The organism is Pseudomonas sp. ADAK7 (assembly GCF_012935675.1).
GTDB lineage: Bacteria > Pseudomonadota > Gammaproteobacteria > Pseudomonadales > Pseudomonadaceae > Aquipseudomonas.
Map to the genome: position 1 here is coordinate 3,721,869 of NZ_CP052861.1, position 13,619 is coordinate 3,735,487.

12 protein-coding genes are annotated in these 13,619 nt (G+C 61.8%); all 12 read left to right on the plus strand.

Annotated elements, in window-relative coordinates; translation table 11 throughout:
- Positions 1 to 181: 181 nt before the first annotated feature.
- The 12 genes from cbiE (at position 182) to HKK53_RS17285 (ending at position 13,596) form a co-directional block, all read left to right on the plus strand.
- Positions 182 to 1,393, plus strand: a complete 1,212-nt coding sequence (cbiE, locus tag HKK53_RS17230; RefSeq protein WP_169371818.1) for a precorrin-6y C5,15-methyltransferase (decarboxylating) subunit CbiE — start codon at positions 182 to 184, stop codon at positions 1,391 to 1,393.
- Positions 1,386 to 2,483 (plus strand): cobalt-precorrin-5B (C(1))-methyltransferase, encoded by a 1,098-nt coding sequence (locus tag HKK53_RS17235; RefSeq protein WP_169371819.1) that lies wholly within the window; start codon positions 1,386 to 1,388, stop codon positions 2,481 to 2,483. The genes cbiE and HKK53_RS17235 overlap by 8 nt, the downstream gene beginning before the upstream one ends.
- A complete protein-coding gene (locus HKK53_RS17240; protein ID WP_169371820.1) occupies positions 2,480 to 3,214 on the plus strand; it encodes a cobalt-precorrin-6A reductase in 735 nt (244 codons plus the stop codon). Before HKK53_RS17235 ends, HKK53_RS17240 begins: the two co-directional genes overlap by 4 nt.
- Before the next feature lie 211 nt (positions 3,215 to 3,425).
- Positions 3,426 to 3,824 carry a DUF2946 domain-containing protein gene (locus HKK53_RS17245; protein WP_169371821.1) on the plus strand — a complete coding sequence of 133 codons (399 nt, stop codon included), beginning with the start codon at positions 3,426 to 3,428 and terminating at the stop codon, positions 3,822 to 3,824.
- A gap of 48 nt (positions 3,825 to 3,872) precedes the next feature.
- The gene (locus HKK53_RS17250; RefSeq protein ID WP_169371822.1) at positions 3,873 to 4,352 is read left to right on the plus strand and encodes a copper chaperone PCu(A)C; all 480 of its coding nucleotides are present in this window, start codon (positions 3,873 to 3,875) and stop codon (positions 4,350 to 4,352) included.
- 20 nt (positions 4,353 to 4,372) lie between these two features.
- Positions 4,373 to 4,807, plus strand: a complete 435-nt coding sequence (locus HKK53_RS17255) for a DUF2946 domain-containing protein (protein WP_169371823.1) — start codon at positions 4,373 to 4,375, stop codon at positions 4,805 to 4,807.
- An 84-nt stretch (positions 4,808 to 4,891) separates the two neighbouring features.
- Complete coding sequence (locus tag HKK53_RS17260) at positions 4,892 to 6,967, plus strand: TonB-dependent copper receptor (protein WP_169371824.1); 2,076 nt, start codon at positions 4,892 to 4,894, stop codon at positions 6,965 to 6,967.
- A gap of 111 nt (positions 6,968 to 7,078) precedes the next feature.
- Positions 7,079 to 8,458, plus strand: coding sequence for a PepSY-associated TM helix domain-containing protein (locus HKK53_RS17265; protein WP_169371825.1), 1,380 nt, complete (start codon positions 7,079 to 7,081; stop codon positions 8,456 to 8,458).
- Between the two features lie 151 nt (positions 8,459 to 8,609).
- Positions 8,610 to 10,730 (plus strand): TonB-dependent receptor, encoded by a 2,121-nt coding sequence (locus tag HKK53_RS17270; RefSeq protein ID WP_169371826.1) that lies wholly within the window; start codon positions 8,610 to 8,612, stop codon positions 10,728 to 10,730.
- A 126-nt stretch (positions 10,731 to 10,856) separates the two neighbouring features.
- Entirely contained in the window at positions 10,857 to 11,645 is a 789-nt protein-coding gene (locus tag HKK53_RS17275; RefSeq protein ID WP_169371827.1) for an ABC transporter ATP-binding protein, read from the plus strand.
- The gene (locus HKK53_RS17280) at positions 11,642 to 12,589 is read left to right on the plus strand and encodes an ABC transporter substrate-binding protein (protein ID WP_169371828.1); all 948 of its coding nucleotides are present in this window, start codon (positions 11,642 to 11,644) and stop codon (positions 12,587 to 12,589) included. Before HKK53_RS17275 ends, HKK53_RS17280 begins: the two co-directional genes overlap by 4 nt.
- Complete coding sequence (locus HKK53_RS17285; RefSeq protein WP_169371829.1) at positions 12,586 to 13,596, plus strand: FecCD family ABC transporter permease; 1,011 nt, start codon at positions 12,586 to 12,588, stop codon at positions 13,594 to 13,596. The genes HKK53_RS17280 and HKK53_RS17285 overlap by 4 nt, the downstream gene beginning before the upstream one ends.
- Positions 13,597 to 13,619: the final 23 nt, after the last annotated feature.

Sequence of the window (13,619 nt, forward strand, 5' to 3'; positions counted from 1 at the left end):
CCGCCAAACTAACAACAAACATTTAGTAAGTTAACCATCAATGTTGTACATCGAATTTCGGGCGGACCAGGCTCAAAGCCAATAACTCCACTCCCCATGTCAATGCACAATTGAAAGCGTCAGGCCCTGACGACCGCGTTATCATGCTGACTTTAAAACACGCTGCTGGTTGAGATACGACATGACACCCTGGCTGACAGTAATAGGCATCGGTGAAGACGGCTTCAAAGGCCTGGGCAAGAATGCCCGGCGGGCCTTGCTGGGCGCTTCGCGGATCATTGGTGGCCAGCGCCAACTGGATTTGCTGCCGGTGTGCATCCGTGGCGAGCGGCAGTTGTGGCCGAGTCCGTTTTCCTTGGCCCCGGTGCTTGAGCATCGCGGCGAACCGGTTTGCGTGCTGGCCAGTGGCGATCCGATGTTCTTTGGCGTGGGCGCCAGCCTCGCGCGACAGGTGCCTGCGGAGCAGATGCTGATCCTGTCGGCGCCGTCTTCCTGCTCCCTCGCAGCGGCGCGCATGGGTTGGCCGTTGCAGGACGTGGTGACGCTTTCGGTAGTGGCGCGCCCAGTGGCGGCGCTCAATGCGCAGCTGTTCAGTGGCGTACGGTTGTTGGTGTTGAGCAATGACGGGCAGAGTCCGGCGGCGATTGCGGCGCTGCTGCGTGAACGAGGTTTCGGACCGAGCCGGGTGACCGTTCTGGAACACCTGGGTGGTGAGGCCGAGCGGCGCATCGATGGGGTTGCCAACGACTGGACCTTATCAGGCGTTGCCGATCTCAATGTGATCGCCATCGAATGCATCGCCGAGCCCGGCACCCCACGCCTGTCGCGCCTCGCCGGTTTGCCGGATTCGGCCTTCAAACATGACGGCCAACTGACCAAACGCGACGTGCGCGCCATCACCCTCGCCCGCCTCGCGCCGACACCCGGCGAATTGCTGTGGGACGTCGGCGCCGGCAGCGGTTCGATCGGCATCGAATGGATGCGTGCTCACCCGAGCTGTCGGGCACTGGCCATCGAGGCCGATGACGGTCGGCAGTTGTTGATCGAACACAACCGCGATGCCTTGGGCGTCCCGGGCCTGCAATTGATTCGCGGCAGCGCACCGCAGGCACTGGCAGAGCTCGAACGCCCGGATGCGATCTTCATCGGTGGCGGCGTGACCCGCGACGGTGTGCTCGACAGTTGCTGGGCGGCATTGAAGCCAGGCGGCCGACTGATCGCCAACGCCGTGACCCTGCAAAGTGAAATGACCCTGATGGCCTGGTACGAACAACATGGCGGCGAACTGACGCGCATTCATGTCGCCCAGGCGCAACCGTTGGGCGAGTTCGACACCTGGCGCCAGGCGCTGCCGATTACCTTGCTAGATGTGACGAAGCCACTCGATGCGTGACGAAACCGCCGAACAACCCGCGCCCCTGCGCAGCGGCCTGACCACCGGCAGCTGCGCCACGGCCACCAGCCTCGCCGCTGCGCGACTACTGCTCAGCGGCATGACGGCGGACGCTGTCGAGATCGTTCTGCCCAAGGGCAAACAGGTGCAGATGCGCCTGGAATTCTGTCGCTTGAACGACGATGGCGCCGAGGCCGGAACGATCAAGGACGCCGGTGATGACCCGGACGTGACCCACGGCGCGCTGCTCTATTCCCATGTGCGCCTGGGCGCCGAACCGGGGATTCGCTTTATTGCCGGCCGTGGCGTCGGCACAGTGACGCGCCCCGGTCTGGTGTTGAACGTCGGCGAACCGGCGATCAACCCGGTGCCACGCAAGATGATCACCGAGCACCTGACGTTGCTGGCCGAGGAATCGGGTTACAGCGGCGGTTTCGAGGTCACGGTCAACGTCGAGGGCGGCGAGGCCCTGGCGCTGAAAACCATGAACCCGCGCCTGGGGATTCTCGGCGGGCTGTCGATCCTCGGCACCAGCGGCATCGTCCGGCCGTTTTCCTGCGCGGCTTATATTGCCTCGATCCACCAAGGTATCGACGTCGCCAAAACCAACGGCTACCTGCACATCGCCGCCTGCACCGGCAATGCCAGCGAAGACACCATGCGCCGGGTCTACGACCTGCCGGAAATCGCTCTGATCGAAATGGGCGACTTCGTCGGCGCGGTGCTCAAGCATCTGCGTAAAGTGCCTGTGGATAAACTGAGTATCTGCGGCGGCTTCGGCAAGATCAGCAAACTGGCGGCCGGCCATATGGATCTGCACAGTCGGCATTCGAGCATCGACCTGCCGCAACTGGCTGAGTGGGCGGCGGCGATGGGTGCTGATGGTTCTTTGCAGCAATCGATTCGTGAGGCCAATACCAGTCAGCAGGCGTTGGCCATGGCCCGCGCTGTCGGCATCGCATTGGGGGACGAAGTGTGCCGACATGCGCTGGAATTCGCCCGCAGCGTGGTGCCGGCGCAGGTGCAGGTCGAGGTGTTTGCGATTGATCGCCAGGGCGGGATTGTTGGCCATGCGGGAGCGTTCCAATGAAGCGTGTGTTGTTGCTCGGTGGCGTGACGGAAGCGTTGGCCATCGCCCGGACGCTTGGGCCGGAACATATTTATAGCCTGGCGGGTGTCGGTCGGGTGCCGACGGATTTGATTTGCCAAGTGCGGGTCGGTGGTTACGGCGGAGCCGAAGGTCTGGCGCAGTTCATTCGCGATGAAGGCATCGAATTGCTGCTCGACGCTACCCATCCCTATGCCGCGCAAATCAGTCAAAACGCCGCCACCGCCGCGCAGTTGAGCGGCATCCCGTGCTGGGCGCTACGGCGTCCGGCCTGGCAACCACAGGCCGGGGACGATTGGCGCGAAGTCAGTGACTGGACGCAATTGATCGATGCGCTGAAACCCTTCAAGCGACCGCTGTTCACCCTGGGTCGCGAGCCGTTACAGCACCTGCACGAAATCCCGCCAGAGCAGTTCTGGACCTTGCGCGCACTCGACGTCTACCCCGGTAACGAACGCTGCGAAGTCATCGGCGCCCGTGGACCGTTTGTGGTCGAGGATGAGCGGGATTTGTTCGAACGTCGGCAGATCGATGTACTGATCAGCAAAAACAGCGGCAGCACCGCCACCGAGCCGAAATTGGAAGTGGCGCGGGAGCGAGGGGTGCCGGTGCTGGTGTTGAAGCGACCGGTGTTGGCGGGGGTTGATCGGGAGTTTGGGTCGGTGGCGGACGTGCTGACAGCCCTGAAAGCGGAAACCACCACACACCTGTAGCAGCTGGCGAAGCCGAACGCAGGCTTCGCCAGCGGCTACAAAAAAGTGGGAGTCCTGAGTTGTACGGCACTGGCAAACTGAAAATGACGACTATCATGAAGCTTATGAAGGCAGCTTGCTGCGACACCACACCGCACACCGCTTTTTTACTTATCGGCCCTGATCAGGCTAAATAGCCGCGCCTGATCGCCCACCCCACCGGATCTGTCCCATGTCCCGACAACGGCTCGCATTTGCCTGGATCGCCTGCTTTGCAGTGCTGTTCAATATGCTCGCCATGCCGATGACCGGAGCGATGGCGCAGTCGGCGAAGTCACCCGCCGAGCAGTTGTTGTGGGGCAGTTTCTGCACGTCCAGCGGGACGAAGATGGTGGCGATTTCCCTGGGTAAACTCGACCAGAAAACCCCGCAAAACGACGATCATTCCAACATGCAGCATTGCTGGTGCTGCTCAGGCTCGGCGCCACTGGTGGCGTTGCCGGGGCATGTGCCGCAGCTGTATTTCGCGCGGTTCGAGGCTAATCGAAGCCCGCCCGCCGCCTCTCTCGATACACCTACGCCGCGCCAGCAATGGCCGAGCCTCAACCCCCGCGCCTCCCCTCTGGTGTGATTCCTTCTCGCAATTGACCTGCGTTTTGAATCGTCCTGGAGAACTGCCATGTTGAACAAACTCATCGTTCTGGCCGCGTTGCTGCTGCCTGCCTGTTTCGCCAATGCTCACGAATACAAGGCCGGCGAACTGGAAATCGCCCATCCGTGGTCGCAGGAGTTGCCACCCAACGCGCCGACCGTCGCGGCTTACTTCGTGATTCACAACAACGGCAAAACCGCTGATCGATTGTTGAGTGTCGACTCGACGATTTCGGGTGAAGCGCAGTTGCATGAACACGTCATGCAGAACGATCTGATGAAAATGCAGCAGGTGCCGAGCGTCGAAATTCCTGCGGGCGGCAACGTCACGTTTGCGCCGATGGCCTATCACGTGATGCTGCTGAACCTGAAAGATCGCAGCCTGTTGAGTGACGGCAAGCAGTTCCCGTTGACCCTGCATTTCGAGAAGTCCGGCAACGTAACGATTGAAGTCTCGGTGCAGAAAAAGCCGCCTGAAGACATGCAGATGCACGCTCACGCCCAATAGACACCTGAGCAGAAAACGCCATGCGCGCCCTTAGCGCCAGGTCATTCAGGCCTCGCCGTCAGTCCCTGAGCCTGACCCGCGGTAGCTGGATCAGCCTGTTCGCCATGATGATGATCTTTATCGGTCCGCTGATTTCCCAGTCGATGCCGATGGATCAACGCGCCTCGATGGCCATGAGCATGTCGATGGACATGAGCATGGATTCACACGGCGAACACGCCGAAAAACAAGCCAGCGAACATTGCCCGCCAGCCGCCGAACATCACGCGCTCTGGGAGAAATGCGGCTATTGCAGCCTGCTATTCAACTGCCCGGCGCTGACCGGCGGCCAGTCCTTCGTCGCCTTCGACACCCCACCCGCCACCACCTTCGCCACACCTTCCCCGCGCCTGGGCCACGCCCGGCAACCCTTCTTCCCCGGCGCCCGAACCCGCGCCCCGCCCATCGCTTCGTAAGCACGCACCGCTGATCTCACACGGTTTAGAAGACAGCCGCAGGCTGCCGGCCGTGTCGTTTACGACTGTTCGATGGAAATTGTCATGTCCAGGTTTTCTGCTGACACACGCTTGAGTTGCACCCCTGTCACCGCCGTCCTTTGCGGCGTTTTGCTGGCCCCCTTGGCACTGGCCGAGGAACACGCCGACCACGCCGAAGAACTGACCCCGACGGTGATCACCGCCATTGCACCGAGTTCACCGCTGACCATCGTCACCAACCCCAAGGATCCGCGCCAACCGGTGCCGGCCAGCGACGGCGGCGATTATCTGAAGACCATTCCCGGCTTCGCCCTGGTACGCAACGGCGGCACCAACGGCGATCCGGTGCTGCGCGGCATGTTCGGCTCGCGGCTGAACATCCTCACTAACGGCAGCATGCTGCTCGGCGCCTGCCCGGGCCGAATGGACGCACCGACCTCGTACATCTCGCCGGAAACCTACGACAAACTTACCGTGATCAAAGGCCCGCAAACCGTACTTTGGGGGCCGGGCGCATCGGCCGGGACCATCCTGTTTGATCGCGAACCTGAAAGCTTCGGCGAACTCGGTACGCGGGTGAACGCCAGCGTGCTGGCCGGTTCCAACGGTCGCTTCGACAAAGTGGTGGACGCCGCTGCTGGCGGGCCGTTGGGCTACGTGCGGGTGATCGGCAACACCGCCCATGCCGACGACTACAGGGACGGCAACAACGACACCGTGGCGTCGCGTTATGACAAATGGAACGGCGACGTCGCGGTGGGTTGGACCCCGGACGCCGACACCCTGCTGGAGTTGACCGCCGGCAAGGGCGATGGCGAGGCGCGGTACGCCGGGCGCGGCATGGACGGTTCGCAGTTCAAGCGCGAAAGCCTCGGCCTGCGCTTCGAGAAATCCAACATCGGCGACGTGCTGGATAAGGTCGAGGCGCAGGTCTACTACAACTATGCCGACCACGTGATGGACAACTACACCCTGCGCACGCCGTCCGGCACCGGGATGATGGCGGGCCCCATGGCTTCCAACGTCGACCGCCGCACCCTTGGCGCGCGGATCAAGGCCACCTGGCACTGGGCCGATGTGCAACTGATCAGCGGCCTCGACGCGCAGACCAACGAACATCGCCAACGCAGCAGCATGGGCATCGACACCTACAAGGACCTGCCGTACACCAAGGACGCCGACTTCCATAACTATGGTGTGTTCAGCGAATTGACCTGGTACGCCGCCGATCGTGATCGCGTGATTACCGGGGCACGGGTCGACCGTGCTTCGGCAAAGGATTATCGGCAGAGCACCGGTTCCGGGATGATGAGCATGCCGAACCCGACCGCCGACAAAACCCGCGCCGACACCCTGCCCAGCGGCTTCGTGCGCTACGAGCATGACCTGGCCGACAGCCCGACCACACTCTACGCCGGTCTCGGCCACAGCCAGCGCTTCCCGGATTACTGGGAGCTGTTTTCACCGAAATCGGGGCCGGCCGGCTCGCTGAATGCCTTCGATTCGATCAAACCGGAAAAGACCACCCAGCTCGACTTCGGCCTGCAATACAAGACCGAAGACCTTGAAGCCTGGGCCTCTGCTTACGTCGGCCAGGTGCGCGATTACATCCTGTTCAACTACACGCCGACGATGATGGGCACCACCTCCCAGGCACAGAACATCAACGCGCGAATCATGGGCGGCGAAGTGGGTGCGGCCTACAAGCTGACCTCGAACTGGAAAGCCGACGCGACCCTGGCCTACGCCTGGGGCAAAAACAGCAGCGACGGCAAGGCACTGCCGCAAATGCCGCCGCTGGACGCACGTTTCGGCCTGACCTACAGCGAAGACAACTGGAGCGCCGGTGCCTTGTGGCGCGTGGTGGCGGCGCAGAACCGCATCGACCAGAACAAGGGCAACGTGGTCGGCAAGGACTTCGACAAGAGCTCGGGGTTTGGCGTGTTCTCGCTGAATGGCGCGTACCGCATCAACAAGAACTGGAAGGTCAGCACCGGCGTCGACAACCTGTTCGGCAAGACGTACGCCGAGCATTTGAACCTGGCGGGCAATGCCGGCTTCGGCTACCCGGCCAATGACCCGCAAGCCATCAACGAACCGGGGCGCACGCTCTGGACCAAGGTGGATATGAGTTTCTAACAACAAAAAGTCAAAAGATCGCAGCCTTCGGCAGCCCTGTAGGAGCTGTCGAGTGAAACGAGGCTGCGATCTTTTACAGACAACACATTTCGCCAAAGCGGAGCACACGTGATGAAACAGCCCAAACCGAACTTCTACAATCTGGCCTGGCGTTGGCATTTCTACGCCGGATTATTCGTTGCGCCGTTCATGGTGATGCTGGCCCTGACCGGCCTCATTTACCTGTTCAAACCGCAACTCGATCCGCTGATGTACGGCAGCCTGATGAACGTCCCCGCCGGGCATCAAACGGTCTCCGCCGACGACCTGCTCAAGCGAGTGAAAGAGGCGTACCCGCAAGGCCAGATCACACAATACCTGCCACCGGTCAACGCCGAACGCAGCGCGCAGTTTGTCGTGATCAACGGTGCTCAGGAACTGAATGTCTTCATCGACCCGTACCACGGCGACATCCTCGGCGAGCAAGACGCCAAGAAGAACCTGCAAGCCATCGCCCGGGCGATTCATGGCGAATTGATGATCGGCACTGTCGGTGATCGGCTGGTGGAACTTGCTGCCGGCTGGGGCGTGGTGCTGGTGGTCTCCGGGGTTTTCCTGTGGTGGCCGCGTGGTCAATATGCCGGAGTGCTGTGGCCGCGATTGAACAGTCGCGGTCGTGTGCTGTGGCGTGATTTGCATGCGGTCACCGGGTTCTGGGGCGCGGCATTGCTGCTGGTGATGCTGCTCAGCGGCATGACCTGGACCGGCTTCTGGGGCAAGCAATACGCCGAGGTCTGGAACACCTTCCCGGCGGCGATGTGGGACAACGTGCCGACATCCGACACCGAGGCCCGCAGCCTCAACAGCGCCACCCGCCAGACCGTGCCTTGGGCGATGGAAAACACACCGATGCCAATGTCCGGTGACCACGCCGAACACATGACCCACGGCGCTGCACCGGCCGGTCCTGCTGCGCCGACCATCAGCCTGCAAGACGTACAAAACATCGCCGTGCAGCGCAAAGTGGAGCCGGGTTACAGCATCACCCTGCCGACCACCGCCACCGGCGTGTTCACCATCGCGGTGTTCGCCGACGACCCGCGTAACGACGCCACCCTGCACGTCGATCAATACACCGCCGACGTTCTCGCCGACGTGCGCTTCGAGCAATACGGCACCGTCGCCCGCGCCACGGAAATCGGCGTGATGCTGCATGAAGGCAAAATGTTTGGCGCGTTCAACCAGATCATCGTGCTGCTGATCTGCCTGATGATTTTGCTCAGCGCGGTCAGCGGCGTGGTCATCTGGTGGAAGCGTCGTCCGCAGGGCAAGTTAGGTGTTCCGCCGTTGCGCCATGACCTGCCGACATGGAAAACCGGGGTGGTGATCATGCTCGCGCTGGCGGTGCTGTTTCCGCTGGTGGGGGCTTCGCTGGTGGTCGTTTGGGTGCTGGATCGAGTGCTGCTGTCGCGCTTCAATCGGCAACCTGAATCCGCCTCACCTTCATCATGAAGCAGGCGAGATGCGCGCCTTAGAGGGATCTGTAGACTTCGCGCGCTTATCTCCCGGCCATTTTTAGTGTTACTGTATAACGCAAATGTGCCGCCCCCGCCCGCGACAGGAATGTTGCGGGTTTTCTTTGCAGAAGTGATTCACTGCCCCGATGAACAAGTACCTCTTGTCCAGCCTTTGCCTGCTCGCCCTGAACAACAACGCCCAGGCGCAAGCGCTGACATTGCCCACGGGCACCATCACCGCAGCGGCCGTTGACGATGAAACCGTCAGCCTCAATACACCGACCACTGCCGGTTCGCGCCTGAACCTCACGGCGATGGAAACCCCGGCCAGTGTCGAAAGCCTGACCGGCGAACAGATCCACGCCCGGGGTGATCGCAGCGTGCAGGACGCGGTGTCGCGCAGCACTGGCATCACTCGCACCGGCACGCCGGGGGATGGCGGCACCTCGTTGCAGGCGCGGGGTTTTACCGGGCAGGGTTCGGTGATGCAGTTGTATGACGGCAATCGGATGTACACCGGCATGGGCACCGGGACGTTCCCGGTGGACACCTGGTCGGTGGAGCGCGTCGATGTGCTGCGTGGCCCGGCGTCGGTGTTGTACGGCGAAGGCGCGACTGGCGCGGTGGTCAATGTGATCCCGAAAAAGCCCTTCGAGGGCGAGATCGAAAACCACCTGCGCGTCGGCTACGGTTCCTACGATAGCCAGCAACAGGCCTTCGACAGCGGCGGCTCGCTGACCGATACCCTGAGCTATCGCTTGAACCTCAATCGCCTGCGCAGTAACGGCTGGATCGATCGCGGCGACTCCTCGAGTGATTTCATCAGCGCCGCCCTGCGCTGGCAGGCCACCGATGATCTGGCATTCACCCTGGCCCACGACTACGGCGATCAACAGCCGATGAATTATTTCGGCACGCCGCTGATCAATGGCCGTTTCAAGGAAAGCCTGCGGGACAAGAACTACAACGTCAGCAACGACAAGCAGCACTACAACGATCAATGGACGCGGCTGACCAGCGATTGGCAGATTTCCGACAACGTCAGTTCGAACAACGAGTTGTATTACCTCAAGGCCCAGCGCCGCTGGCAGAACGCCGAGAACTACAACTTCGACCGCAATACCCGGCAACTCAGCCGCAGCGGTTATTTCGGCATCGGCCACACCCAGGAACAGGTCGGCGACCGTCAGACCTTCACCTTCAAACACACTCTGTTCGGCCTCGACAGCCAGACCGTCACCGGCGTCGATTACAACCGCATCCGCTTTCAGCTGGAGAGCAACTCGCCGTTCAACGATGTGCTGCCGAACGGCCAACCGCTGGATTTGTATCACCCGCAACCCGGACGCTTTGAAAGCGCCAATCCGTACCGCGGCCAGTTCCAGTCGACGACGAAGCAGATGTCAGCCTTCGCCGAAAACCGCACGCAGTTGAGTGAACGCTGGTCCGTGGTGACCGGTGTGCGCCGCGATTACGTGCACGTCGACCGCACCGATCTGGTCAAGGACAGCCAGAGCGACAAGACCCTGACCGGCAACAACTGGAAGGCCGGGCTGGTATTTTCCGTGACCCCGGACACCTCGCTTTACGGCCAGTACGCCACCAGCACTGACGGCGTCGGCGGCTTGATTTCCCTGAGCCAGAGCCAGCAACAATACGACCTGTCCACCGCCAAACAGACGGAAATCGGCCTGAAGCAGTTGTTCTGGGATCAGCGCGGCGAGTTCACCCTGGCGGCCTATCACATCGTCAAAAAGAAACTGCTGACCGACGACCCGAGCAATCCGACGCTCAAGCAGCAGGTCGGCCAGCAATCATCGAATGGCCTGGAAGCCAGCCTCGACCTGCAACTGCCACACGCCTGGCAGTTGCAAGCCAACGCCGCCATCGTCAAAGCCAAATACGATGATTTCGAAGAAGTGGTCAGCGGCGTGCCGGTATCGCGCAGCGGCAATCGGCCGGTGGACGTGCCAAGGCGCACAGCGAATCTGTGGCTGAGCAAAGCGATCAACGACGACCTGAAGGCCGGGGCCGGCGTGCGCTATGTCGATGCGCGGTATGCCGACATGGCGAACCGCAATGAGCTGCCGAGCTACACCGTGGTCGACGCCACGTTGTCATGGAAAGCGCTGCGCAACACGACGCTGGGGTTGCAGGTGAACAATCTGTTTGACCGGCAGTATGCGCAAAGCCAATACAATGAGGGGCAGCAGTGGATTCTTGGGGAGCCGCGGTCGTTTTTTGTCACCGCTGATTACACCTTTTGATTGATCGTTCCCACGCTCTGCGTGGGAATGCAGCCCGGGGACGCTCTGCGTCCCAAAAAGCGGACGCAGAGCGTCCATTGAGGTGTTCCCACGCGGAGCGTGGGAACGATCACTTATGGAATTTGCATGACCTCGCTCAACCTCACACACCTCGCCTGGACACCCCTGGGCCACGGCCACTGCCATCACCAGTTCCAACTGCGTGACGCTTCGTTGCACGTGGCCGCCGGTGAATTTGTCGGGTTGATCGGCCCCAACGGCAGCGGCAAGACCAGCCTGTTGCGTTGCGCCTATCGTTTCAGCAAACCGGAAAGCGGCGAGGTCCTGCTCGATCATCACAACGTCTGGAAGCAGTCTTCCCGCTGGTGCGCACAACGAATCGCCGTGGTCTTGCAAGAATTCCCCGACGCCTTCGGCCTGACCGTCGAGGAAGTGGTCGCCATGGGCCGCACGCCACACAAAGGCCTGTTCGATGGCGACACCCTGGAAGACCGCAACCTCGCCACCCAAGCCTTGGAATCCGTCGGCCTCAAAGGCTTCGAGGACCACGCCTTCGCCACCCTTTCCGGCGGTGAAAAGCAGCGAGTGATCCTCGCTCGCGCCTTGGCCCAGCAACCGCAATTGCTGATCCTCGACGAGCCGACCAATCACCTTGATCCGCGCTATCAGCTTGAGCTCTTGCAACTGGTCAAACGCCTGAACATCGGCACGTTGGCGAGCATCCACGACCTGAACCTGGCCGCCGCTTTCTGCGATCGCCTGTACGTGATCAACCACGGCCGCATCGTCGCCAGCGGCACGCCGCAAGAGGTACTGACCGCACCATTGCTGCGCGAAGTCTTCGGCGTCGAAGCCTTGATCGATGAACATCCCCTCCACGGCTACCCCCGAATCACCTGGATAACCCAACCATGACTGTGCGTTCCCTGCTGTGCCTCGCCCTGTTGCTGGGCAGTGCCTCCGCCTTTGGCGAGGCGACGAAATATCCGCTGACCGTCCAGAGTTGCAACCGCGAAGTGACGTTCAAGCAGGCGCCGAAACACGCCGTCAGCCATGACATCAACATGACCCAGATGATGCTCGCCCTCGGGCTCAAATCGAGCATGGTCGGCTACAGCGGCGTCAGCGGCTGGAAATCGGTGACCCCGGACATGCAGTCGCTGCTCGACGGCTTGCCGGAACTGGCGGCCAAGTACCCGTCGGTGGAAACCCTGCTCAATGCCAACGTCGATTTCTTCTTCGCCGGTTGGGATTACGGCATGCGCGTCGGCGGTGACCTGACGCCACAGACCCTGCAACCGCTGGGCATCAATGTCTACGAGTTGACCGAGTCTTGTGCCTTCGTCATGAAGCGCCCGGCGGCCAGTCTGGAAGACACTTACAACGACCTGCGCAACCTCGGCAAAATCTTCGACGTGCAGGACCGCGCCAACGCCTTGATCGCCGGGATGCAGGCGCAAATCGCCGCGGTGCGCAAGGACCTGCCTGCCGACAAGCCTCGCGTGTTCCTCTACGACAGCGGTGAAGACCGCGCCATGACTTCCGGGCGCCTGGGCATGCCGCAAGCGCTGATCGATGCGGCCGGCGGACGCAATATTCTCGATGACGTCGAGGCCAGTTGGACCCGGGTCAACTGGGAGAACGTGGTCGAGCGCAATCCACAGGTGATCGTGATCGTCGACTACGGCGAAGTCACCGCCGAACAGAAAGAGCAATTCCTGCTCGGCAACAAGGCCCTGCAATCGGTAGACGCGATCAAGAACCAGCGTTTTATCGTCATCCCTTACGTGCAGGCCACGCCGGGGATCGACAACGTCCTGGCGGTAGAAACCCTGGCCAAAGGGTTCCACAACGAATGATTGATCGTCGCTATGCCGTGTTACTGATCGCCCTCGGCGCGCTGTTGCTGGTGTCGTGCGTGGTGTCGCTGGGCTTTGGCCCGGCGCGGGTGCCGGTGGACGTGGTGTGGCGGATTTTGCTGCACAAGCTGTTGGGTGTCGGCGCCCCGGACTGGGCCGCCGGGCAAGAACATATCGTCTGGCTGATCCGTGTGCCGCGCATGTTGCTCGGTGCTTTGGTCGGTGCCGGGCTGGCGCTGATCGGCGCAGTCCTGCAAGCGGTGACACGCAATCCCCTGGCGGATCCGCACCTGCTTGGCGTGACCTCCGGCGCCACCCTCGGCGCGGTGATTGTGGTGCTGCACGTCGGTGAAATAGTCGGCCTGCTGACCTTGCCGATTGCGGCGTTTATCGGGGCGCTGGCGAGCATGTTGATCGTGCTGATGATCGCCAATCGCAACGGCCGACTGGACAGTGATCGGTTGCTGCTGTGCGGCGTGGCGGTGTCATTTGTGATGATGGCGATTGCCAATTTGCTGCTGTTTCTTGGCGATCACCGCGCCAGCTCGGCGGTGATGTTCTGGATGCTCGGCGGGCTCGGATTGGCCCGCTGGGAGTTGCTGGCGGTCCCGGCCGCCAGCGTGTTGCTCGGGTTGGTTCTGCTGCTGGGAATGGCCCGACCGTTGAACGCGTTGATGGCCGGTGAGCAGACGGCGGTGACCCTCGGCCTCAACGCGCGCACAGTGCGCCTGCGGGTGTTTTTGATCGCCTCGCTGATGACCGGCGTATTGGTGTCGATCAGCGGCTCCATCGGCTTTGTCGGGCTGATGGTGCCGCACATCGCCCGGCGTCTGGTGGGTGCCGAGCACCGCCGTTTGCTGCCGGTGTGCGTATTGCTGGGCAGCATCTTCCTGGTCTGGGTCGACGTGGCCGCTCGCACCTTGATCGCTCCGGAAGACCTGCCCATCGGCGTCGCCACCGCCGCCATTGGCGGGCTGTTTTTCATCGGCCTGATGCGCCGGCGCTGAGTACGAATCAGCGCCAACAGTTC